Origin of the sequence: Paenibacillus sp. FSL K6-2862 (assembly GCF_038005125.1) — a bacterium.
GTDB classification, from domain to species: domain Bacteria; phylum Bacillota; class Bacilli; order Paenibacillales; family Paenibacillaceae; genus Paenibacillus; species Paenibacillus illinoisensis_A.
Window position 1 is genome coordinate 5,828,802 of sequence record NZ_JBBOSN010000001.1, and the last position, 23,163, is coordinate 5,851,964.

Genomic DNA, 23,163 nt, shown 5'->3' on the forward strand with positions numbered 1-23,163 from the left:
ACATGGTCTTGTTGATTTATATTACAATTTGATTTCGATATCTACACCGGACGGCAGATCCAAGCGCATCAAGGCATCCACAGTTTGTGGAGTCGGGTTAACGATATCGATCAAACGCTTATGTGTGCGTTGCTCGAATTGCTCCCGAGAATCCTTGTACTTGTGTACCGCACGAAGAATAGTAATGATTTGTTTTTCAGTTGGAAGCGGAATCGGACCGGATACACCAGCACCCGAACGTTTTGCTGTTTCAACAATTTTCTCCGCGGATTGATCAAGAATTCTGTGGTCGTAAGCTTTCAAACGAATACGAATTTTTTGCTTTGCCATTTTAGTCCCTCCTTCTATCGCCCAATTTATTATCGGACATACTCCGTGAAAATTTTCCAACAACCCTCCCATGGCAAAGGGGCCGGGTGTGCCAGTAACCTCTCACATCATCGCAACGTCTCAGAACAACATTCATTATTATATAGAAAAAATGGGCGTATTGCAAGCATATTTAAGAAAAACATTTAAACTAATCTTTTCATATCGAAATGACGTTGTTTAATGTGTTGTTTCATTGTTATGCAAGCTGCCTTAACCGATCTTTTATATACATCTGAATGCTATTCACATTATGACGCAGGTTCCGAATCTCTTATACATAATAAAAGAGTTCTTTATCCGATGTCGGATAAAGAACTCTTCCGAAGCTTCGTTACAGTACAATGTTACTCGTTCCAGTACACTGTTGCATATGCTTACTCAGCGGAAAGCTGAATTATTTTTGGATGGATGCTACCGCACCGGCACCAACTGTACGTCCACCTTCGCGGATCGCGAAGCGTGTACCTTCTTCAATCGCAATTGGATTGATCAGTTGTACAGTTACTGTGATGTTGTCGCCTGGCATTACCATTTCAGTACCTTCTGGCAGGTTGATGATACCTGTTACGTCAGTTGTACGGAAATAGAATTGTGGACGGTATCCTGTGAAGAAAGGTTTGTGACGTCCACCCTCTTCTTTAGTCAGAACGTATACTTGAGCTGTAAATTCTGTGTGTGGCTTAACAGAACCTGGTTTAGCCAGTACTTGTCCACGCTCGATGCTTTCACGGTCAACACCACGCAGCAATGCGCCGATGTTGTCACCCGCTTGAGCGGAATCCAGCAATTTACGGAACATTTCAACGCCCGTAACTACGGATTTTTTAGTTTCTTCGTGGATACCCACGATTTCGATCTCTTCACCGACTTTAACAGTACCACGCTCTACACGACCTGTAGCTACTGTACCACGACCAGTGATGGAGAATACGTCCTCAACTGGCATCAAGAAAGGTTTGTCAGTGTCGCGCTCTGGAGTTGGGATGTAAGTATCGATTTCTTTGAACATCTCAACGATTTTTTGAGCCCACTCACCATCAGGGTTTTGCAGAGCTTCACGAGCGGAACCACGAGTGATTGGAGTATCGTCACCTGGGAACTCATATTCGTTGAGCAAGTCGCGAACTTCCATTTCAACCAGTTCCAACAACTCTTCGTCTTCAACCATGTCGCATTTGTTCAAGAATACAACGATGTAAGGTACGCCTACTTGACGGGAGAGCAAGATGTGCTCACGAGTTTGTGGCATTGGGCCGTCAGCTGCGGATACTACCAAGATAGCTCCGTCCATTTGTGCCGCGCCAGTGATCATGTTTTTAACATAGTCGGCGTGACCTGGGCAGTCAACGTGAGCGTAGTGACGAGCGTCAGTTTCGTACTCAACGTGAGCTGTGGAGATTGTGATACCGCGTTCGCGCTCTTCTGGAGCTTTATCGATTTGATCGAAAGCGATTGCTGCGCCACCGTAAGTTTTGGACAATACAGTAGTGATTGCAGCAGTCAGAGTTGTTTTACCATGGTCGACGTGACCGATAGTACCAATGTTAACGTGTGGTTTATTACGTTCGTATTTAGCCTTTGCCATTTGAACGTGGCCTCCTTAAAATGTTAAATTTTATGTTTTCACTGGACCCTAGCATCTAGAAGATTAACTCCCTATGCACTAGCGTCCAGTGTGAGAAAACTACTCGGTGCCTTTTGTTTTGGCAACGATCTCTTCAGCGATGCTCTTAGGAACTTCTTCATAGTGAGAAAGCTCCATGGAGAATACGCCGCGTCCTTGAGTACCGGAACGAAGAGTTGTAGAGTATCCGAACATTTCGGACAAAGGTACTTTAGCACGAATGATTTGAGCTCCACTACGGGAATCCATACCTTCGATGCGGCCACGACGGGAGTTAAGCATACCCATAACGTCACCCATGTACTCTTCCGGAACGGTTACTTCTACTTTCATGATTGGCTCAAGCAGAACTGGACTACATTTGTCTTTCGCTGCTTTCAGCGCCATAGATCCGGCAATTTTAAATGCCATCTCGTTGGAATCGACATCATGGTAAGATCCGTCTACAATTGTAGCCTTAACGTCAACAAGCGGGAAGCCTGCAATAACGCCGTTTTTCATTTGCTCTTCAATCCCTGACAGTGCTGGTTGAATGTATTCTCTAGGAACGGAACCACCGACAACCTTACTTTCAAACTGGCTGCCTGTACCCGGCTCGAGAGGTTCGAATTCAACCCATACGTGACCGTATTGACCACGACCACCGGATTGACGTACGAATTTACCTTCAACGCGCGCTGGAGCACGGAAAGTTTCACGGTAAGCTACTTGTGGTTTACCCACAGTAGTTTCAACCTTGAACTCACGACGCATACGGTCGATGATGATATCAAGGTGAAGCTCACCCATACCTGCCAAGATTGTTTGGCCTGTTTCTTCGTCAGTATGAGCACGAAGAGTTGGATCCTCTTCTGTCAACTTACCGAGAGCAACACCCATTTTATCTTGGTCAGCTTTGGTTTTAGGTTCAACGGCGATTTCGATAACCGGATCAGGGAAGTTCATGGATTCCAAGATAACCGGGTTTTTCTCATCACATAGTGTATCACCTGTACCCGTATCTTTCAAACCTACGGCAGCTGCAATGTCACCGGAGTAAACTTCAGTGATCTCTTGACGGCTGTTCGCGTGCATTTGAAGGATACGACCGATACGCTCACGTTTGTTTTTAGTGGCATTCAATACATAAGAACCGGATTGAAGAACACCGGAGTATACGCGGAAGAATGTCAATTTACCAACGTAAGGGTCAGTCATGATTTTGAAGGCCAATGCGGAGAATGGCTCTTCATCAGAAGACTTGCGAACCGCTTCGGTTCCATCTTCAAGGAGACCCTTGATCGCTGGAACGTCAATTGGAGCTGGCAAGTAGTCGATAACAGCGTCCAACATAAGTTGAACACCTTTGTTACGATAAGAGGATCCACAGATTACTGGGAAGATCTTAACTTCTACTACACCTTTACGGAGAGCGGATTTGATCTCTTCAACAGTGATCTCTTCGCCTTCCAGGTATTTCATAGTCAATTCTTCGTCGAGTTCTGCAACCCGCTCAATCAATTCGTTGCGGAGTTCTTCAACTTGATCTGCAAATTCCGCAGGAATTTCGGTTTCTTCGATATCTTGACCAAGGTCATCTTTGTACATATGAGCTCTTTGTGCAACGATATCAATGATACCTTTAAAATCATTTTCAGCGCCGATTGGCAGTTGAATCGCAACTGCGTTCGCTTGAAGGCGATCACGCATGTCGGAAACAACATTCAAGAAGTCAGCACCGATGATATCCATTTTATTTACGTATGCGATACGAGGTACGCCGTACTTGTCAGCCTGTCTCCATACAGTTTCAGACTGAGGCTCAACGCCTTCTTTCGCACTGAATACACCAACTGCTCCGTCCAATACACGAAGGGAACGTTCAACTTCAACAGTGAAGTCAACGTGTCCCGGGGTATCAATGATATTAACGCGGTGGCCTTTCCAAGCAGCGGTAGTCGCAGCGGAAGTAATCGTAATTCCGCGCTCCTGTTCCTGTTCCATCCAGTCCATTGTCGCAGCGCCTTCGTGAACTTCACCGATTTTGTGCGTACGGCCTGTGTAGAACAAGATCCGCTCAGTTGTCGTGGTTTTACCCGCATCAATATGAGCCATGATCCCGATATTACGTGTATTTTTCAAGGAGAACTCTCTTGCCATGAAATGGGTCTCCCTTCAAAATTGAAGTTTTTATTGTGAACTGAATCCTACCAACGGTAGTGAGCAAACGCTTTGTTCGCTTCAGCCATTTTGTGCGTATCTTCACGTTTCTTAACGGAAGCGCCTGTGTTGTTGGAAGCGTCGATGATCTCAGCCGCCAAACGCTCTTCCATTGTTTTCTCACCGCGGTTGCGGGAGTAGTTCACGAGCCAACGTAAACCCAAAGCAGTACGTCTCTCTGGTTTTACCTCGATTGGTACTTGGTAGTTGGCACCGCCGACACGGCGAGCTTTAACTTCCAGGACTGGCATGATATTCTTGATTGCTGTCTCAAATACTTCCATCGGGTCATTACCCGTGCGTTCTTGGATCAACTTGAACGCATTATACAGAATGCTTTGAGCAACACCGCGTTTTCCGTCGAGCATGATGCGGTTGATCAAACGAGTAACCAACTTGCTGTTGTATACCGGATCTGGCAACACGTCTCTTTTCGTAACTGGACCTTTGCGTGGCATGGATATCCCCCTTTCTTTCTTGTTAAGCTAACCCTTGTCCTCTGGACATTAAGCCAGAAGATATTCAGGATCGCTTCTTATAATGTGTTAGGCTTTTTTAGCTTTAGGACGTTTAGCACCGTATTTAGAACGAGCTTGCATACGGTTGTTCACGCCTGCAGTATCGAGTGCTCCACGAACGATGTGGTAACGAACCCCTGCAAGGTCCTTAACTTTACCTCCGCGAATCAATACAACACTGTGCTCTTGCAAGTTATGTCCGATACCCGGGATATAAGCAGTTACCTCGAGACGGTTCGTCAAACGAACACGGGCATATTTACGAAGTGCAGAGTTCGGTTTACGTGGAGTCATTGTACCTACACGAGTGCAGACACCACGTTTTTGTGGGGCACTGATGTTAGTAGATTCACGTTTCAAAGCGTTGAACCCTTTTTGCAATGCTGGTGATTTGGACTTTTCAACTTTAGCTTGACGTCCTTTGCGTACCAGTTGGTTAATAGTTGGCATGTGATTGCCACCCCCTTCCTCAATTGTTCATGTTTCTTTATAAACCTCTTATCGCTAAGTCCACAGACCCAGGCGGTTCATAAAAAGACAAATGAAAAGTTTTTGCCTTGGAGAATCCCTAAAAAGTTCTCGGACAAAAACGTTCCTTACCGTATCATTTTGCGACAGCAGCCATTGCTGCTCCCACTCCAATCCCGCAAGCCTTGCCGAGATTTTTCATTGTGTCCACTTTCGTGTACTTCACATTGTGTTGTTCACACAAGGCAATGATTTTGGAAGTGAGCTGCGGATCGCTATCTTCGGCCACATAGACCTCAGCAGCCATTCCTGACTGGACCATCCGCATGGTCTGTTTTGTACCTATTTTGACATGAGCATCTTGCAGGCCTTTTTCATTAGACATTGTTCATTCCTCCGAATAGGACATATACAATCAGCTGCTCACGCACCTTTGATATATTAGCATCTAGCGCAAGCAATGTCAATGCTAATCGTGAAAGATTTATTCAAAGTTTTCGCACATCAGGAAATGTCCGTCTGTATTAAACACACGTCCATCCCCTGACATACAAAACTTTATCTTCACCCTAAATAGGGGGAATCTATCTAATCAACGGAGACTGGCTCAAGTTCTTCGACTGAAGATTGGCCATCTTCCGGCTCAGCAAACTTGATGCTGCGGTAACGGTTCATACCTGTACCTGCAGGGATCAGTTTACCGATGATTACATTTTCCTTCAGACCAAGCAACTGATCGACTTTACCTTTGATCGCTGCATCTGTCAGTACACGTGTAGTCTCTTGGAACGATGCCGCAGAGAGGAAGGAGTCTGTTTCGAGAGATGCTTTTGTGATACCAAGCAGGATTGGTTTCGCAACCGCTGGCTCTTTATCACTAAGAATCGCTGTTTTGTTAGCTCTTTCGTACTCATGCGTATCTACGAACGATCCTGGAAGCAGCGTTGTATCTCCTGCATCGACGATGCGGATTTTACGTAGCATTTGACGGATCATAACTTCAACGTGTTTATCATTAATTTCTACGCCCTGGTTACGGTATACGCGTTGTACTTCCTGCAGAATGTAGTTCTGTACACCACGTACGCCTTTGATGCGCAGCATTTCTTTTGGATCGATGGAACCATCTGTCAGCTCGTCGCCTGCTTCGATCTCCATGCCTTCGCTTACGCGAACACGGGAGCCGTAAGTAACGGAGTAAACTTTGGATTCCGCTTCACCTTGAATTTCGATTTCGCGACGATCTTTCGCTTCACGAATCTCTTTGACAATACCGTCAATCTCACTGATCGTTGCTTGACCCTTAGGATTACGTGCCTCAAACAACTCCTGGATACGCGGCAAACCTTGCGTGATATCGTCCCCGGCTACACCACCGGTGTGGAATGTACGCATTGTCAGCTGTGTTCCTGGCTCACCAATGGATTGCGCAGCGATAATACCAACCGCTTCACCGATCTCCACGTGTTTACCAGTCGCCAGGTTGCGACCGTAACATTTTTTGCAGACACCATGACGAGCACGGCAGCTGAGTACAGAGCGGATTTGCAATTTGGTTACACCTGCTTTGATAATTGCCTCTGCTTTGTCGGAGTCAATCAATTCATTGCGGTGTGCAATAATTTCTTTTGTTTCCGGATGACGAACAGTTTCGAAGCAGTATCTTCCTTCGATACGGTCGTAGAGATCTTCAATAACCTCTTTACCATCCTGGATACGGCTAACCGTGAACCCTTTATCTGTACCACAATCATCTTCACGCACGATTACATCTTGTGCCACGTCTACGAGACGACGAGTCAGGTAACCTGAGTCGGCTGTACGCAAGGCTGTATCGGCCAAGCCTTTACGCGCACCGTGTGTCGAGATGAAGTACTCGAGTACCGTCAGACCTTCACGGAAGTTCGATTTGATTGGGAGTTCGATGATACGACCGGACGGGTTGGCCATCAGACCACGCATACCGCCCAATTGGGTGATTTGCGATTTATTACCCCGTGCTTTGGAGTCAACCATCATCATGATAGAGTTGTAACGATCCATCGACTTCATCAGAATCTCGGTGATATCATCTTTCGATTTAGACCAGATATCAATGATGCGGTCATAGCGCTCTTCGTTCGTAATCAGACCACGACGGTACTGGTTTGTAACGATTTGTGCTTTTTCTTCGGATTGTCTGAGAATTTCGAATTTCTCAGGTGGTACGACGACATCAGACACGGCTACAGTAATACCTGCACGCGTCGAGTACGTGAATCCGAGTTGTTTGATTTTATCCAAGATAACCGCTGTTTCCGTTGTATGGTAAATTTCAAAACAACGAGCGATGATTGTACCCAGATATTCCTTACCAACACCACCTGCTAGAGGTGCGTTCATGATTGCTTCTCTCAGGTCAGTCCCCTTTTCATACACAAAGAAATGCTCTGCAGTACCTTGATAAAGGTTTGCGCGAGTTGCATCGTTGATGTAAGGGAAACTTGCTGGGAAGATTTCATTAAAGATGATTTTACCGACAGTTGTCAGCAACATTGCATCCTGTTGTTTTTCAGTAAAGCTAGTTTTACCCAGAGCTTTAACCGGAATCGCTACGCGTGCATGCAAGCCGGCAGTACCGCGTTGATACGCAGATACAGCCTCGTTCACTGTACGCAGGATCATGCCAGTACCCTTTTCTTCCTTGTTGTCCATAGTCAGGTAGTATGAACCTAGGACCATATCCTGGGAAGGGGTAACAACTGGCTTACCGTCTTTCGGGTTCAAAATGTTACCAGATGCAAGCATCAGGATACGTGCTTCCGCTTGTGCCTCAGCAGACAACGGAACGTGCACGGCCATTTGGTCACCGTCAAAGTCGGCATTGTATGCCGTACACACGAGTGGGTGAAGACGAATGGCTTTTCCTTCAACCAGAATTGGTTCAAATGCTTGAATACCGAGACGGTGAAGCGTAGGGGCACGGTTGAGTAGAACCGGATGCTCCTTGATTACTTCCTCAAGAACATCCCATACTTCAGGACTTACACGCTCAACTTTACGTTTAGCGCTCTTGATATTGTGGGCAAGCCCTTTATTCACAAGTTCTTTCATTACGAAAGGCTTGAACAGTTCTAGTGCCATATCTTTTGGCAGACCACACTGATACATCTTCAGGTAAGGTCCGACAACGATAACGGAACGACCAGAATAGTCAACACGTTTACCGAGCAAGTTTTGACGGAAACGTCCTTGTTTACCTTTCAGCATGTGGCTGAGAGATTTCAATGGACGGTTACCAGGACCCGTTACCGGGCGTCCGCGACGGCCGTTGTCGATCAATGCGTCAACAGCTTCCTGCAGCATCCGTTTTTCGTTTTGCACGATGATGTCTGGTGCGCCCAGATCAAGCAAGCGTTTCAGACGGTTGTTCCGGTTAATTACACGGCGGTACAGATCATTCAGGTCAGACGTTGCAAAACGTCCACCATCCAATTGTACCATTGGACGAAGTTCCGGCGGGATAACAGGAAGTACATCCATGATCATCCACTCAGGTTTGTTACCCGAGTTGCGGAAAGCTTCAATAACTTCCAAACGTTTGATGGCACGGTTACGACGTTGTCCTTGTGCAGTGCGGAGCTCTTCCTTCAGGAATTCAAGCTCTTTGTCCACATCAAGGTCTTGAAGCAGTTTTTTAACCGCTTCTGCACCCATGCCTGCTTGGAATCCATATCCGTATTTTTCACGGTAGCTGCGGTATTCTTTCTCGGACAACAGCTGTTTTTTCTCCAGTGGAGTTTCTCCTGGATCAGTTACTACATAAGATGCAAAATAGATAATCTCCTCAAGTGATCTTGGAGACATATCCAAAGCGAGACCCATGCGGCTCGGAATACCTTTGAAGTACCAGATGTGCGATACCGGAGCAGCGAGCTCAATATGGCCCATCCGTTCACGGCGTACTTTGGCACGTGTTACTTCAACACCACAGCGGTCACAGACAACGCCTTTATAACGAACGCGTTTGTATTTACCACAGTGACATTCCCAGTCTTTCGTAGGGCCAAAAATCTTTTCGCAGAACAGCCCTTCTTTTTCCGGTTTCAACGTACGATAGTTGATCGTTTCCGGTTTTTTCACTTCTCCGCGGGACCAAGAACGAATTTTTTCTGGGGAAGCAAGCCCGATCTTCATGTATTCGAAATTGTTGACGTCCAACAAGGAGCAACCCTCCTTAACCAATTCCTGTATTCTAGGTTACGCCTTCTCCGGCCGAAGCCGGAGCAAGACGCGAGCCTGATGAAAAACGCCGGTCATCATGCGCCCGAAGCGGTTACTCCACTCCGACCTCTGAACCCTCAAGGTTGAGGCTGAGCTTATCGCTCGCAGCGTCATCTTCATCGTCCATTTCTTTCATTTCAATCTCTTGTTCATCTTCACTCAAAATCTTAACGTCCATACCCAAGCTTTGCAGCTCTTTGATCAATACTTTGAACGATTCAGGAACACCCGGCTCCGGAACATTCTCACCTTTGACAATGGACTCATATGTTTTCACCCGACCAACAACATCATCGGACTTAACAGTCAAGATTTCTTGTAGAGTATAGGCAGCGCCGTATGCTTCAAGCGCCCAAACCTCCATCTCCCCGAAACGCTGTCCACCGAATTGGGCTTTACCACCCAGCGGCTGTTGCGTAACGAGTGAGTAAGGACCTGTGGAACGGGCATGGATTTTATCATCAACCATGTGCGCCAGCTTGATCATATGCATGACGCCGACAGTTACTTCACGTTCAAACTCTTCACCCGTACGGCCATCGTACAGAACGGTTTTACCATTACGCTGCATGCCTGCTTCTTCCATCGTATCGAAGACGTCATACTCTTTCGCTCCGTCGAATACAGGGGTAGCTACGTGGATACCGAGCTGCATAGCAGCCATACCTAAGTGAACTTCGAGCACTTGACCAATGTTCATCCGGGAAGGTACGCCCAGCGGGTTAAGAACGATTTGAACCGGTGTTCCGTCCGGCAGGAAAGGCATATCTTCTTCCGGCAGGATACGAGCCACGACCCCTTTGTTACCGTGACGTCCGGCCATTTTATCACCCTCGGAGATTTTCCGTTTTTGAGCGATATAGACACGAACGAGCTGGTTAACACCCGGAGGCAGTTCATCACCGTTTTCACGGGTAAATACTTTCACGTCTACGACGATCCCGTCAGTACCGTGAGGCACACGCAAGGACGTATCACGAACTTCGCGTGCTTTCTCACCGAAGATTGCATGCAGGAGACGTTCTTCCGCAGTCAGTTCAGTTACACCTTTAGGCGTTACTTTACCCACCAGGATATCGCCAGCAGCAATTTCAGCACCGATCCGGATAATACCACGCTCATCGAGGTTACGCAGCGCTTCTTCCCCTACGTTAGGGATGTCACGTGTGATCTCTTCAGGTCCGAGCTTGGTATCGCGCGCTTCTGACTCATACTCCTCGATGTGGATGGATGTGTAGACATCTTCCTTCACGAGTTTTTCACTAAGCAGAATCGCATCCTCGTAGTTGTAACCTTCCCAAGTCATGAAGGCAACAACGACGTTGCGTCCCAAAGCCAATTCGCCCATTTCCGTCGAAGGACCGTCAGCGAGGATGTCGCCAGCTTTGACAACAGCACCACGTTTAACAATCGGACGTTGGTTAATGCATGTTCCTTGGTTCGAACGCATAAATTTGTGTAATTTATATTTAACGATATCGCCTTTAACTTCTTGGCCATCTACCTCTTCCACACGACGGAGCCAGATTTCATTCGCAGAAGAACGTTCAATAATCCCGTCATATTTGGAGACAATACATACACCGGAATCTTTTGCAGCTTTGTGTTCCATACCTGTTCCTACGAGCGGAGCTTTAGGAATCAAGAGAGGAACCGCCTGCCGCTGCATGTTGGATCCCATCAGTGCGCGGTTGGAGTCATCGTTCTCAAGGAACGGAATGAGCGCCGTAGCGACAGATACAACTTGTTTAGGAGATACGTCCATGTAGTCAACGCGCTCGCTCGGCATCGTAAGGATGTTATCCGATTGTTTGTTGTAACGTACAATGATCGCTTCTTCTGCAAAAGTTCCATCTTCATTCAGTTTTGCGTTCGCTTGAGCGACAACGTAGTTGTCCTCTTCGTCTGCTGTCAGATAATCGATTTGCTCGGTTACGACACCAGTCTTCGGATCTACCCAGCGATATGGAGCTTCGATGAAACCATATTCGTTCACACGGGCAAATGTAGACAACGAGTTGATCAAACCAATGTTTGGTCCCTCTGGAGTCTCGATTGGACACATCCGGCCATAGTGGGATGGATGGACGTCACGGACTTCCATGCCTGCACGCTCACGTGTCAAACCGCCTGGTCCGAGTGCGGACAGACGACGTTTATGCGTCAACTCACCCAGAGGGTTCGTTTGATCCATAAACTGTGACAATTGGGAGCTACCGAAGAACTCTTTAATGGATGCAATTACAGGACGTATGTTAATCAATGCCTGTGGCGTGATCACGTTAGCGTCCTGAATGGACATTCTCTCACGAACAACACGTTCCATACGGGACAAACCGATACGGAACTGGTTCTGCAAGAGTTCACCAACCGAACGCAGACGACGGTTACCCAGGTGATCGATATCATCTGTACTTCCGATGCCGTGCAGAAGGTTAATGAAATAACTGATTGAAGAAATGATATCTGCCGGTGTTACGTTTTTCACTGATTTATCAATGTTAGCATTGGCAATCAGCTTAACGACTTTACCATCTTCAATCGGTGAGAATACGTCAATTGTTTGCATTGGAATATCATTCGCATCCAGAACTCCGTTAGCTACGTGATACGTACGGAAGCCAACACTTTTCTCCAGATAAGGCATGATTTCATCGAGCAAACGACGGTCAACCATTTGACCTGCTTCGGCGATAATTTCGCCAGTTTCAGTATCAACGAGAGACTCAGCCAAACGTTGATTGAACAAACGGTTTTTAATGTGGAGCTTTTTGTTGATTTTGTAACGACCTACGTTAGCCAGGTCATAGCGTTTTGGATCAAAGAAACGAGCTACGAGCAAGCTTTTCGCGTTATCCAGCGTTGGTGGCTCGCCCGGGCGAAGACGCTCATAAATTTCAATCAGCGCTTTCTCCGTGGAATCCGTATTGTCTTTGTCCAGCGTGTTGCGAATATATTCGTCATTACCCAGCAGATCCAGAATCTCAGCGTCTGTGCCAAAACCAAGAGCACGCAGGAGAACCGTAACTGGAATTTTACGTGTACGGTCGATCCGGACGTATACAACATCCTTCGCGTCCATCTCCAGTTCGAGCCAAGCGCCGCGGTTAGGAATAACTGTAGCGGTATACGTTTTTTTGGCGTTCTTATCTACTTTTGTACTGAAGTAAACGCTAGGAGAGCGAACCAACTGGCTGACAATAACCCGTTCCGCACCATTAATAATAAATGTGCCGGTTTCGGTCATCAGCGGGAAATCTCCCATGAATACTTCCTGCTCTTTGACTTCGCCGGTTTCCTTATTAATGAGCCGGACTTTGACCCGAAGCGGTGCTGCATAAGTAACGTCACGCTCTTTCGCGTCGTCTACTGTATACTTCGGTTCACCGAGACTGTAATCGATAAATTCCAAAATCAAGTTGCCTGTAAAATCCTGGATCGGCGAGATATCCTGGAACATTTCGCGCAACCCTTCCTCCAAAAACCAATCGTAAGATTTTTGTTGGATCTCAATCAGGTTCGGAACTTCGAGTATCTCGTTAATTCGTGCATAACTGCGCCGAGTGCGTCGACCATATTGAACAAGATGTCCTGCCAACTTAAACTCACCCCTCAATGTCTACTCACTTTAAAAATTTCGTTGCGAACCTCTGTTTGTAACCTTATAATGGTACACATACAGAGCAAAGCAATGCATCCACAAATAAAGAAAAGCCCTTACTCGAATGTCGTTCGAAAAAAGAGCAACTTTGATCGGCGGATGTCTTCCAAAATCATACTTATCCCCAGTTTGCCCAAAATGTACATATTATACGCCAAACGTAGGCATAATAAGCCCGTTCGGCGTAAAAAAAGATTGACATTTTTAGTTAGCTAAAGCCAAGTAGGGCATCTTAATACTGACATTTTACAATAATACCACGACCTGAATTTCAAGTCAATAGTCCTATTGCAAAAAAAATGCTCCCCTGCTTACTTTACAAATCGGAAACTAGCCTTCGGACGAGTCCTCCGTTTTCACCGCTTTGAAAATCCGGTAGCCTTTATCTTTCGTTACTTCTTCCACTCTGCCAAACAAGGATTCCAGCTTCGCTTTTGCCGAAGGAGCCCCTTGCTTTTTCTGAATGACAATCCACAACGAACCACCTACCTTCAGATGCTGATGCGCCTGCTCAAAAATGGTATGAACGGTTTCCTTCCCTGCTCGAATGGGCGGGTTGGTTAGAACTGCATCAAAGTCCCTCTGGTTCACTTCAGAAAGTAGATTACTTTGCATTACCGTTACATTCGTGATTCCATTTGCTTTTGCATTTTCTCTGGAAAGCTCAACTGCTCTCTCGTTGATATCGATCATGGTGACATGTCCTTCGGGTACAAGCTTGGCTGCCGTAAGACCAATCGGTCCATACCCGCAACCCACATCCAGAACATGAGCCCCAGCAGTTAACTCTATAGCATCAATCAGTACTCTGCTGCCGTAATCGATTCCGCTCTTGGAAAATACACCTGCATCGGTAACGAATCGCAATTTCCATCCACGAAGCTCCGCTTCCGTTGCCCGTCTGTCATGTGCGACCTGCGGTTTGTCCGAATAATAATGATTGGACATGTCCTCACTCACTTTCCATATACAATTACAGCAACAAACCCCTTGATATAAGTCAAGGGGTTTGTTGTTTTGTTCATTTAGCTTGTAAAAGCCAAATTATTTAACTTCGATTGTAGCGCCTGCTTCTTCCAATTTAGCTTTGATGGATTCAGCTTCTTCTTTGCTAACTTTTTCTTTCAATGCTTTTGGAGCATTGTCAACTACTTCTTTAGCTTCTTTCAGGCCAAGACCTGTGATTTCACGAACTGCTTTGATAACGTTGATTTTGGAAGCGCCAGCGCTTGCCAAGATTACGTCGAACTCGGATTGCTCAGCTTCTGCAGAAGCAGCTGCGCCACCTGCAACAGCTACTGGAGCTGCAGCAGTTACACCGAATTCTTCTTCGATTGCTTTAACAAGATCGTTCAGTTCCAGTACAGTCATGCCTTTGATTGCTTCCAAGATTTGCTCTTTACTCATGATTGAACCTCCATATATAATTTTATTTTTTTGTCATTCAATGCCGCCTAAGCAGCTATCAGATCAAGTAGCTTACGCGCCTTGTTCTTCTTTTTCCGCAACAGCTTTAACCGCAAGCGCGAAGTTGCGCACTGGCGCTTGAAGCACGCTGAGGAGCATGGAGAGGAGACCTTCGCGGGATGGCAGTTCTGCCAACGCCTTAACTTCTTCTACTCCGATTACACGACCTTCAACAACTGCACCTTTCAATTCCAGTGCGTCGTTCTTTTTAGCGAAGTCGTTCAGAATTTTGGCTGGAGCCACAGCATCTTCGGCGCTGAATGCAATTGCAGTAGGACCTGTAAGAACGCTATCGAGTTCTGTCAGTTCTGCTGCAGCAGTCGCACGGCGAAGCAATGTGTTTTTCAGCACTTGGAATTCGATTCCGGCTTCACGAAGCTGCTTACGCAGCTCAGTTACTTGGGCAACGTTCAGACCGCGATAGTCAACAACAACTGTCGTAGCGCTCTCGCGCAATTTCGCTGTTACTGCATCAACGGACTCTTGTTTTGCTTGAATCACTTTTGCGTTTGCCAAACTGTACACCTCCTGATCAAATTTATCCCATTAAGAAAAGCCTCCGTAGAATCACGAAGGCTTGATATATACTCATAATCGATTTACATCGTTCTAAGTTCTATAATCATACCTCGGTAGGAAATTAAGCCTGATGGCACCTACTGTCTACGGCAAGCATATTCAAATGTCAACGGTCAGTCACTCGGACTCACAACTTTTATATCATATCAAAACAGAACGAGTCTGTCAACAGATATTATCTAAAAGATGCTGCGTTCACGCGTGCGCCAGGGCCCATCGTGGAAGAAAGAGAAACATTCTTCAGATAAACACCTTTTGCTGCCGCCGGTTTAGCACGGTTCAGAGCGTCCATGAGAGCTTTCAAGTTCTCGTTCAGTTGCTCTGCAGAGAAAGATGCTTTACCGATCGGTGCATGAATTTGACCTGCACGATCCAGACGATATTCGATTTTACCGGCTTTGATTTCTTGAACAGCCTTGGATACATCGAAAGTTACCGTTCCGGCTTTAGGGTTAGGCATCAGACCTTTACCGCCGAGCAGTCGGCCCAATTTACCTACTTCACTCATCATATCTGGTGTCGCTACGCAGACGTCGAATTCGAACCAGCCTTGTTGGATTTTGTTGATCATGTCTGCATCACCAACATAGTCCGCGCCAGCCGCTTCCGCTTCTTTCGCTTTGTCACCTTTTGCAAATACCAATACGCGTTGTGTTTTACCTGTGCCGTGTGGCAAGACAACTACACCACGTACAGCCTGGTCTTGCTTACGTGGGTCAACGCCCAAGCGTACTGCTGCTTCGATAGTTTCATCGAATTTTGCAGTGGCTGCCTTTTTCACAAGCTCTACAGCTTCTGAAGGCTCGTAAGTTGCTTCGCTGTCGATCAGCTTAGCAGCTTCCAGGTATTTTTTACCGTGTTTAGCCATGTTATATTCCTCCTTTGTGGTTTTAGCGGATATACCTCCCACATCAACCGGCCGCGAATCGGCCGGCTTTACGAAGCCATGTTTCAGATGAAAAATTAGTCTTCGATGGTGATACCCATGCTACGGGCAGTACCTTCGACCATACGCATTGCGGACTCAACGTTCGCTGCATTCAGGTCAGGCATTTTTTGTTCTGCGATTTGACGTACCGCATCACGTTTAACAGTAGCAACTTTTTTCTTGTTCGGTTCGCCGGATCCTTTTTCCACTTTAGCTGCCACTTTCAACAGAACTGCTGCTGGTGGAGTTTTAGTGATGAAAGTAAAGGAACGGTCCTCGAATACTGTAATTTCAACAGGAATAATCAATCCCGCTTGATCGGCTGTACGAGCGTTGAACTCTTTACAGAATGCCATGATGTTGACACCTGCTTGACCCAAAGCTGGACCTACCGGAGGCGCTGGATTCGCTTTACCTGCTGGAATTTGCAGTTTTACCATTTTGATTACCTTTTTTGCCATGATTGACACCTCCTTGCAAAATAGTGGTTAACGAACCTTTCGGTCCTCCCACAAGAAACTTGAAGAGACTATATCTTCTCCACTTGTGTATATTCCAACTCAAGCGGTGTTTCCCGTCCAAACATGTTCACATGCACTTTCAACTTGCTTTTGTCTACCAAAATTTCTTCCACGGAGCCCACAAAATTCGCAAAAGGACCAACTTTAATTCGTACGGATTCCTTAATGTCGAATTCAATTTTCGGCTTCGGCTCAACCATGCCCATATGCTTCAGAATTTGTTCCACTTCTTCAGGCAACAGAGCAGTTGGTTTGGACCCGGAACCTGTCGAACCGACAAATCCCGTAACACCCGGTGTATTGCGAACAACATACCAAGAGTCATCCGTTTGGATCATTTCCACCAAGACATAGCCGGGGTAAACTTTACGCATAACGGTCTTTTTCTTACCGTCCTTGTTTACCACTTCTTCTTCCATAGGAACAAGAACGCGGAATATCTTGTCTTCCATGCCCATGGACTCTACGCGTTTTTCCAAATTGGCTTTGACCTTATTCTCATACCCTGAGTAGGTATGAACGACGTACCATCTTTTTTCCATATCAAGCCACCTGGGACCCTTCTTAAATAATCGCTTCGATCACAGCGGAGATGCCGATATCAACGACCCAAAAAAACAGCGTCATAACCACAACAGTACCAAGAACGATCAATGTGTAGTTGGTCAGCTCTTTACGATTAGGCCAGCGAACTTTTTTAAGTTCAGCCCAGCTTTCTGAGAAAAAGGAAATCAGAGATTTGAAACTACGTTTCACGCCGACTACACCTCCCAAAAACTATCTGGTTTCGCGATGAGAAGTCTGCTCGTTACAAAACTTGCAAAATTTCTTCATCTCCATGCGGTCGGGGTGATTACGCTTGTTTTTTGTCGTAGTGTAATTTCTTTGTTTGCAGTTTGTACAAGCCAAAGTAATAATTACCCGCATGATGTACACCTCCCGAAGACTTCCACTTTAAAGGAGAGTCTCTAAATTGATCCTAAAAAAAAGCCGCGAATTTAGGCCTACCTAAAACACTTTATCATAAGGGTATAACCATGTCAATGAAAGAATAGCCTTTCACCACTGGTAAAAGTTCCGTACAAAATGGGAGGGCAGTTCGGGCATCTCTGATTTTTTCTCTTCTCCTGCTGGGACCAAGCGATTACTAGTATTATCAATCTTTTGACTTATAAACTTAAAGCAGCAAAAAAAGACTCAAACTCCGAGCCTTTTCCGTCAACAGCAACATTGTTCAATTATCTCGTACTTCCAGGTACTTTTCAAGTTTGCGCTTAACACGCTGCAGTGCATTATCAATGGACTTCACATGCCGGTCCAAATCTACTGCAATCTCTTGATAAGATCTCCCGTCCAGATACAACATCAATACTTTTCGTTCCAAGTCACTTAGAATCTCCGACATCTTATCTTCCAGACCCACAAACTCTTCCTGGTTAATGATAAGCTCTTCTGGATCACTGACCTGGGTTCCACAAATCACATCGAGTAACGTACGATCGGATTCTTCATCATAGATTGGCTTGTCCAACGATACATAGGAATTAAGCGGAATATGTTTCTGACGTGTTGCCGTCTTAATTGCCGTAATAATCTGTCTGGTGATACACAGCTCGGCAAAAGCTTTGAACGAAGCCAGCTTGTCTCCTTTGAAATCCCGAATGGATTTGTAGAGACCAATCATTCCTTCCTGAATGATATCTTCCCGGTCTGCCCCAATCAGAAAATAAGATCTTGCCTTGGCGCGTACAAAGTTGCGATATTTGTTAATCAAAAACTCCAGCGCTTCGCTCTCACCTTCACGGACCGCTTCGACAATGTCTTCGTCACTTTGGTAATCATACTTTGATAACATGATATCTTTGAGGTCGACACTCACAGACAATCCCTCCGGCTGCAACGCAAGGTACACCGTTACTCTACTCTATGAAATATACGAACAGTATATATGATGGCACCTCACACCGTCAACCACGCTATCCCTAAAAAAGAACATCAATAACATAATTGTCAAGACTTTCAAGATTGAAATATTTGTAAAACAGTTCCCTATCCACGTCGCCAGCGCTCGAATTGCTTCAACACATCCGGGCTAAGCTTGGCCCCGAGTGTATTGCGTGTGGACTTGGCCTGATCCTCCTCCAGACGTTTCTGCAACTCTTTCTCATTCTGCTCCACTTCGATCAGCAGTTCCCTGGCAGACACACGTAATGCTCCCTGTCCAAAAATGACATGCTGTTCTACCATATCGCTTGTGGCTACATAGATTTGGCGTCTCCGCGAGGTTAGTTCCCGTACGAGTCTCTCAATGCATTCGTCAGCCGTCTCTTTTTCCTTGGTAAAATAGATCTGTACCTTGCTCTGTGTGTATGTTTTACCAAGTCCGGGTACGAGATAGGCATCAAAAACAACGATGACCTTGCGACCGGAGAACGCCTGATAGTCGGCAAGACGGAAGAGAAGACGATTCCGCGCCTCCTCAAGCCCACTCTCTGCCAATCTGGACAGTTCCGGCCAGTCACCAATCATGTTATACCCGTCCACCAGAAGCACATCCCGGGAATCTGCCATACCATCTATCCCTGTGCTTGGCGCGAACGAAGCACTTCGTACATGACAACACCCGCCGCCACGGAAGCATTCAGGGAGTTAATCTGCCCCTGCATCGGCAATTTGACCAGTACATCACACTTCTCACGAATTAGTCGGCCCATACCTTTGTTTTCGTTCCCGATAACCAGGGCTACCGGTCCTGTGAATACGCCATTGCCAAATACCGCCTCTTGTGCGGTCACATCTGTACCCACAACCCACACGCCCTCTTCCTTGAGACGATCAATCGTCTGAGCCAGGTTGCTAACTCTGGCAACCGGTACATATTCAGCCGCGCCTGCTGAAGTTTTTGATACCGTTGCAGTCACTGATGCTGAACGCCGCTTAGGGACAATGACACCGTGAGCTCCCGTGCAGTCAGCTGTCCGCAGAATGGAACCCAGGTTATGCGGATCTTCAATTTCGTCCAGCAAAATCAAAAACGGATGCTCATTCTTCGATTTTGCCGCTTCCAAAATATCCTCTACCTCAGCATAAGCATAAGGGGCCGCTTGCGCGACAACACCCTGATGCTGAATGCCCGGCACGGTTTGATCCAATTTGCGCTTGTCCACATGCTGAATTACGATACCGAGTTTTTTGGCTTCCGCGATAATTGGTTGGGTCAAGTGTTTCTGTGCTGTATCAGCGATCCATATTTTGTTGATGGTACGTCCTGAACGCAGCGCCTCCGTCACGGAGTGCTTACCAGCAATCCATTCTTCTTCCATATTGCTTCGGTCCTCTCTATTACGTCCTGCATATACCTCCTGATTGGCTTGTACCACAGGAACGACTAAGTTGTTATTTTTATTTTTGGTTTGGTGACGATGACTGCTGCTCTGCATGCTCAATTCCCTGCGTAATCAGTTGGATCATGCGCTCATGCCGACCACTACTGTACAGGTAACCCACAAGGCATTCTAGAGCAGTGGCATGTCTGTATTCCAGCACATCGGCATTCTTGGGGATACTGCCCGACTTGGCATTCCGCCCCTGTCTTACAACGTCGCGCTCTTCTTCGGTCAATTGTTCCTCGATCCCTGTAAGGATTCGACTCTGTGCCTTGGCTGATACGAGCCCCGTTGCACTGCGGTGTAAGTGATTCGGACGCATATTGGCTTTCGACAACAGATACTGCCTGACCGCTACCTCATACACTGCATCACCGATATAGGCGAGTGCAATCGGAGGAATCAATCTTGCAGGCCGGGAAGGCGGGTACGGAAACCACCCTCCCTGTGCCACAGCCTCTGTCTGCTCTTCAGTAGGCCGTTCCCCCTGCTCCGAATGATCGACAGAATCAGACAGATTTTTCAATTCGTCCTCGTTCATTTGCGCCGCCATCTCATCCCTTGAGCCGTATCTTCAAGCAGGATGCCCTGCGCTGACAATTCGTCTCTGATTTCATCAGCCCGTGCCCAGTTCTTGGACTTGCGCGCTTCCGTACGCTCTTCAATCAGGCGTTCAATCTCTTCATCCAGGAGCTCCGGCTCTGCTTCCGTATAAATGCGAAGCACCGCATTCAACTCACCAAACAGCTCAAGCAATGCACGAATTTCTGCAGCGTTTACGACTTCCTTTTGCAGCAGCTGGTTTGCTTCCGCAGCCCATTCGAACAATGCTGTAATGGCATCCGGAGTATTGAAATCATCCTGCATTTTCTCGTGATACTGCTGGCGAATCTGCTCCAGTTTAGCAGCGAACTCCGCTGTAATATCCTGATCTACCGTTACCGCCTGCAAACGATGCTTCAGATTGCCAACGGCATTCGCAATCCGATCCACACTGTTTTGCGCTTGCTCCATTGTATCTTCGGTAAAGTTAAGCGGATTGCGGTAATGTGTCGACAACATAAAATAACGAATGGCTTCACGTTTGTACTGGGTTCGAAGGTCTTTTACAAGCACTCCGTTACCGAGTGATTTCGACATTTTTTCGTTATCAATACGGATAAATCCGTTATGCATCCAGTAGTTGGCGAGCGGTTTGCCTGTCAGCACCTCGGATTGTGCACATTCGCACTCATGGTGAGGGAACTGCAGATCCTGTCCGCCTCCATGGATATCGAGCGTATCTCCCAGGTATTCACGCGCCATAGCAGAGCATTCGATATGCCAGCCCGGACGACCATTGCCCCAAGGACTGGACCAGTAGATTTCACCCGGTTTAGCCGCTTTCCAGAGCACGAAGTCTTCGGGATGTTCTTTGCGTTCATCTACACCAATCCGGATACCGAACTGAAGTTCCTGCAGGTTCTGCTTCGACAGCTTGCCGTACTCCTCGAATTTGCCTGTTCGGTAATATACGTCGCCACCATTTTCGTAGGCAACGTCCTTTTCAACCAACTCACGGATAAAATCGATAATGAGCGGCATATTCTCCGTAACTCTCGGGTTGCTGCTGGCTTTGGGAATCCCCAATCCCTCAAGATCCTCGTAGTAAGCAGCAATAAACTTCTCGGCAACATGAGGAACGTCAGTACCCAGCTGTTCGGCTTTGCGAATCAATTTATCATCAACATCCGTGAAGTTTACAACGTAGTTCACTTCATGTCCTGTCTGTTCCAAGTAGCCGCGAACGGTGTCGAAAAAAATAACCGGACGTGCATTCCCGATATGAATGTAATCATACACTGTCGGTCCGCACACATACATTTTTACCTTCCCCGGTTCTTGGGGAACGAAATTCTCTTTGGTACGACTCATCGTATTGTAAATTTGAAGCGTCATGGTCACTTTCCTTTCATTCATACTTCCCTATTTATTTATTGTATCACGCGAAGTCTCATTCTTACGGCTATCCTGTAGTGTACGCACTTCTTCACGCAACCGTTCGATCTCTTGCTGCATACTGCGCAGAGAGTCAATGACCGGATCGGGCAGCTGCTGATTCAGACGATCCACCCGCCGTCCGTCCTGCTTGACGATTCTTCCCGGTATGCCTACAACTGTACTGTTGGATGGTACTTCTTTCAATACGACCGAGTTAGCTCCAATGTTACTTTGATCACCAACGCTGAATGAACCGAGCACTTTGGCTCCCGATGAGATAACCACATTATTGCCAATCGTCGGATGCCTCTTTCCTTTTTCTTTCCCTGTTCCGCCAAGTGTAACCCCCTGGTAAATAACAACATCATCGCCAATCTCACAGGTTTCACCAATAACTACACCCATTCCGTGGTCAATAAACAGCCGATTCCCGATGGTCGCTCCAGGGTGAATCTCAATTCCTGTCATAAAACGGCTGAACTGCGAGATGAACCGGGCAACCGAGAACCATTTGCGTTTATAGAAAAAGTGCGCGATCCGATGAGCCCATATTGCATGCAGCCCCGAATAGGTAAATACAACCTCGAACCATCCCCGGGCAGCCGGATCGTTTTCAAACACCGCCTGGATATCTGATCTGATCTTCTTGAACATGCTCGTTCCCCTCTTGTTCAGGTCTTCGTCCTCCGGCATACCGGACGGCGCAGCCCTCTTGGTAGTGTACTGCTGACTCGCCCCAAACAAAAAACGCCCCTGCAGCATTATGCTGCAGAGGCGTTAATCGCGGTCCCACTCTGCTCGGCCCAGACTTACGTATCAGAATTAGACAGTCAGCGTATGGCTGCCACCTGTTTCGACAAATAAGAATGAACCCTCAAGCGGTTCGGTAACGGAAACCAACCGTCACAACCTATCCTGACGTTTTCCTCTCCTACACGTACAAGAGGCGGGGCCGGATTCGGCTATGCAGCTCACGGGCGCATTTCGACCGATGGACAGCGGATGGCTCACAGCCACCGCAGCCAAAGAAATTCATTCTTCGCTGCGGGACCATCCTCTCTGGAACTGTCCGGTTCGGTTTACTCCTCCCGGTCTTTGCTGTTCTATGATGAATGCTGAAACATGTCATTTAACCTTTGTGTTGCTATTATAGCGAAAAGGTACTGGACTGACAACAACCTTGCAATAACTTCATCC

At 46.8% G+C, this 23,163-nt stretch carries 23 protein-coding genes and 1 other annotated feature; all 23 genes read right to left on the minus strand.

The features are described from left to right. Positions 1-21: 21 nt before the first annotated feature. Entirely contained in the window at positions 22-330 is a 309-nt protein-coding gene (gene rpsJ, locus MHB82_RS26555; RefSeq protein ID WP_017692074.1) for a 30S ribosomal protein S10, read from the minus strand. 436 nt (positions 331-766) lie between these two features. After that, the gene (tuf, locus tag MHB82_RS26560; protein ID WP_095362281.1) at positions 767-1,957 is read right to left on the minus strand and encodes an elongation factor Tu; all 1,191 of its coding nucleotides are present in this window, start codon (positions 1,955-1,957) and stop codon (positions 767-769) included. 99 nt (positions 1,958-2,056) lie between these two features. Next, positions 2,057-4,135 carry an elongation factor G gene (gene fusA / locus MHB82_RS26565; protein ID WP_095362282.1) on the minus strand — a complete coding sequence of 693 codons (2,079 nt, stop codon included), beginning with the start codon at positions 4,133-4,135 and terminating at the stop codon, positions 2,057-2,059. A gap of 47 nt (positions 4,136-4,182) precedes the next feature. Then, a complete protein-coding gene (gene rpsG / locus MHB82_RS26570) occupies positions 4,183-4,653 on the minus strand; it encodes a 30S ribosomal protein S7 (RefSeq protein ID WP_056697679.1) in 471 nt (156 codons plus the stop codon). An 87-nt stretch (positions 4,654-4,740) separates the two neighbouring features. Further along, a complete protein-coding gene (gene rpsL, locus MHB82_RS26575) occupies positions 4,741-5,163 on the minus strand; it encodes a 30S ribosomal protein S12 (RefSeq protein WP_017692070.1) in 423 nt (140 codons plus the stop codon). A gap of 154 nt (positions 5,164-5,317) precedes the next feature. Then, positions 5,318-5,566, minus strand: a complete 249-nt coding sequence (locus MHB82_RS26580; RefSeq protein WP_076292165.1) for a ribosomal L7Ae/L30e/S12e/Gadd45 family protein — start codon at positions 5,564-5,566, stop codon at positions 5,318-5,320. Between the two features lie 203 nt (positions 5,567-5,769). Then, positions 5,770-9,384: a DNA-directed RNA polymerase subunit beta' gene (gene rpoC / locus MHB82_RS26585; RefSeq protein WP_095362283.1), complete on the minus strand. Its 3,615-nt coding sequence runs from the start codon at positions 9,382-9,384 to the stop codon at positions 5,770-5,772. A gap of 112 nt (positions 9,385-9,496) precedes the next feature. Further along, on the minus strand, positions 9,497-13,042 hold the full coding sequence (gene rpoB, locus MHB82_RS26590) for a DNA-directed RNA polymerase subunit beta (protein WP_095293424.1): 3,546 nt from the start codon (positions 13,040-13,042) through the stop codon (positions 9,497-9,499). A gap of 393 nt (positions 13,043-13,435) precedes the next feature. Then, a complete protein-coding gene (locus MHB82_RS26595; RefSeq protein WP_095293425.1) occupies positions 13,436-14,053 on the minus strand; it encodes a class I SAM-dependent methyltransferase in 618 nt (205 codons plus the stop codon). A gap of 96 nt (positions 14,054-14,149) precedes the next feature. Next, on the minus strand, positions 14,150-14,512 hold the full coding sequence (gene rplL, locus MHB82_RS26600; protein WP_095362284.1) for a 50S ribosomal protein L7/L12: 363 nt from the start codon (positions 14,510-14,512) through the stop codon (positions 14,150-14,152). A 72-nt stretch (positions 14,513-14,584) separates the two neighbouring features. Further along, on the minus strand, positions 14,585-15,088 hold the full coding sequence (gene rplJ, locus MHB82_RS26605; RefSeq protein WP_095293427.1) for a 50S ribosomal protein L10: 504 nt from the start codon (positions 15,086-15,088) through the stop codon (positions 14,585-14,587). Between the two features lie 24 nt (positions 15,089-15,112). Further along, positions 15,113-15,259 (minus strand) — a sequence feature (ribosomal protein L10 leader region). 67 nt (positions 15,260-15,326) lie between these two features. After that, on the minus strand, positions 15,327-16,019 hold the full coding sequence (gene rplA, locus MHB82_RS26610) for a 50S ribosomal protein L1 (protein ID WP_095293428.1): 693 nt from the start codon (positions 16,017-16,019) through the stop codon (positions 15,327-15,329). Positions 16,020-16,114: 95 nt separating this feature from the next. Continuing rightward, complete coding sequence (rplK, locus tag MHB82_RS26615; protein WP_053779217.1) at positions 16,115-16,540, minus strand: 50S ribosomal protein L11; 426 nt, start codon at positions 16,538-16,540, stop codon at positions 16,115-16,117. 68 nt (positions 16,541-16,608) lie between these two features. Beyond that, positions 16,609-17,142 (minus strand): transcription termination/antitermination protein NusG, encoded by a 534-nt coding sequence (gene nusG / locus MHB82_RS26620; protein WP_056697652.1) that lies wholly within the window; start codon positions 17,140-17,142, stop codon positions 16,609-16,611. A gap of 22 nt (positions 17,143-17,164) precedes the next feature. Beyond that, positions 17,165-17,356, minus strand: coding sequence for a preprotein translocase subunit SecE (gene secE, locus MHB82_RS26625; protein WP_024633600.1), 192 nt, complete (start codon positions 17,354-17,356; stop codon positions 17,165-17,167). A 21-nt stretch (positions 17,357-17,377) separates the two neighbouring features. Continuing rightward, entirely contained in the window at positions 17,378-17,527 is a 150-nt protein-coding gene (rpmG, locus tag MHB82_RS26630) for a 50S ribosomal protein L33 (RefSeq protein WP_072735843.1), read from the minus strand. 307 nt (positions 17,528-17,834) lie between these two features. Beyond that, positions 17,835-18,479: an RNA polymerase sporulation sigma factor SigH gene (sigH, locus tag MHB82_RS26635; RefSeq protein WP_024633601.1), complete on the minus strand. Its 645-nt coding sequence runs from the start codon at positions 18,477-18,479 to the stop codon at positions 17,835-17,837. A 170-nt stretch (positions 18,480-18,649) separates the two neighbouring features. Then, complete coding sequence (locus MHB82_RS26640) at positions 18,650-19,171, minus strand: NYN domain-containing protein (protein WP_095362285.1); 522 nt, start codon at positions 19,169-19,171, stop codon at positions 18,650-18,652. Between the two features lie 5 nt (positions 19,172-19,176). Then, the gene (gene rlmB, locus MHB82_RS26645; RefSeq protein ID WP_095362297.1) at positions 19,177-19,923 is read right to left on the minus strand and encodes a 23S rRNA (guanosine(2251)-2'-O)-methyltransferase RlmB; all 747 of its coding nucleotides are present in this window, start codon (positions 19,921-19,923) and stop codon (positions 19,177-19,179) included. 79 nt (positions 19,924-20,002) lie between these two features. Further along, the gene (locus tag MHB82_RS26650) at positions 20,003-20,527 is read right to left on the minus strand and encodes a Mini-ribonuclease 3 (RefSeq protein WP_095362286.1); all 525 of its coding nucleotides are present in this window, start codon (positions 20,525-20,527) and stop codon (positions 20,003-20,005) included. After that, complete coding sequence (gene cysS / locus MHB82_RS26655; protein ID WP_095362287.1) at positions 20,524-21,924, minus strand: cysteine--tRNA ligase; 1,401 nt, start codon at positions 21,922-21,924, stop codon at positions 20,524-20,526. Before cysS ends, MHB82_RS26650 begins: the two co-directional genes overlap by 4 nt. 27 nt (positions 21,925-21,951) lie before the next feature. Further along, a complete protein-coding gene (gene cysE / locus MHB82_RS26660; RefSeq protein ID WP_095362298.1) occupies positions 21,952-22,620 on the minus strand; it encodes a serine O-acetyltransferase in 669 nt (222 codons plus the stop codon). Beyond that, complete coding sequence (locus MHB82_RS26665; RefSeq protein WP_341176226.1) at positions 22,580-22,759, minus strand: hypothetical protein; 180 nt, start codon at positions 22,757-22,759, stop codon at positions 22,580-22,582. The genes cysE and MHB82_RS26665 overlap by 41 nt, the downstream gene beginning before the upstream one ends. Positions 22,760-23,163 lie beyond the last annotated feature (404 nt).

Excerpts from the sequence above, each read along its gene's own strand:
- rpsJ (WP_017692074.1), bottom strand. The coding sequence starts at position 330 with ATGGCAAAGCAAAAAATTCGTATTCGTTTGAAAGCTTACGACCACAGA.
- tuf (WP_095362281.1), bottom strand. The coding sequence starts at position 1,957 with ATGGCAAAGGCTAAATACGAACGTAATAAACCACACGTTAACATTGGT.
- fusA (WP_095362282.1), bottom strand. The coding sequence starts at position 4,135 with ATGGCAAGAGAGTTCTCCTTGAAAAATACACGTAATATCGGGATCATG.
- rpsG (WP_056697679.1), bottom strand. The coding sequence starts at position 4,653 with ATGCCACGCAAAGGTCCAGTTACGAAAAGAGACGTGTTGCCAGATCCG.
- rpsL (WP_017692070.1), bottom strand. The coding sequence starts at position 5,163 with ATGCCAACTATTAACCAACTGGTACGCAAAGGACGTCAAGCTAAAGTT.
- MHB82_RS26580 (WP_076292165.1), bottom strand. The coding sequence starts at position 5,566 with ATGTCTAATGAAAAAGGCCTGCAAGATGCTCATGTCAAAATAGGTACA.
- MHB82_RS26595 (WP_095293425.1), bottom strand. The coding sequence starts at position 14,053 with ATGTCCAATCATTATTATTCGGACAAACCGCAGGTCGCACATGACAGA.
- rplL (WP_095362284.1), bottom strand. The coding sequence starts at position 14,512 with ATGAGTAAAGAGCAAATCTTGGAAGCAATCAAAGGCATGACTGTACTG.
- rplA (WP_095293428.1), bottom strand. The coding sequence starts at position 16,019 with ATGGCTAAACACGGTAAAAAATACCTGGAAGCTGCTAAGCTGATCGAC.
- rplK (WP_053779217.1), bottom strand. The coding sequence starts at position 16,540 with ATGGCAAAAAAGGTAATCAAAATGGTAAAACTGCAAATTCCAGCAGGT.
- nusG (WP_056697652.1), bottom strand. The coding sequence starts at position 17,142 with ATGGAAAAAAGATGGTACGTCGTTCATACCTACTCAGGGTATGAGAAT.
- rpmG (WP_072735843.1), bottom strand. The coding sequence starts at position 17,527 with ATGCGGGTAATTATTACTTTGGCTTGTACAAACTGCAAACAAAGAAAT.
- MHB82_RS26640 (WP_095362285.1), bottom strand. The coding sequence starts at position 19,171 with ATGGCAGATTCCCGGGATGTGCTTCTGGTGGACGGGTATAACATGATT.
- rlmB (WP_095362297.1), bottom strand. The coding sequence starts at position 19,923 with ATGGAAGAAGAATGGATTGCTGGTAAGCACTCCGTGACGGAGGCGCTG.
- MHB82_RS26650 (WP_095362286.1), bottom strand. The coding sequence starts at position 20,527 with ATGAACGAGGACGAATTGAAAAATCTGTCTGATTCTGTCGATCATTCG.
- cysS (WP_095362287.1), bottom strand. The coding sequence starts at position 21,924 with ATGACGCTTCAAATTTACAATACGATGAGTCGTACCAAAGAGAATTTC.
- cysE (WP_095362298.1), bottom strand. The coding sequence starts at position 22,620 with ATGTTCAAGAAGATCAGATCAGATATCCAGGCGGTGTTTGAAAACGAT.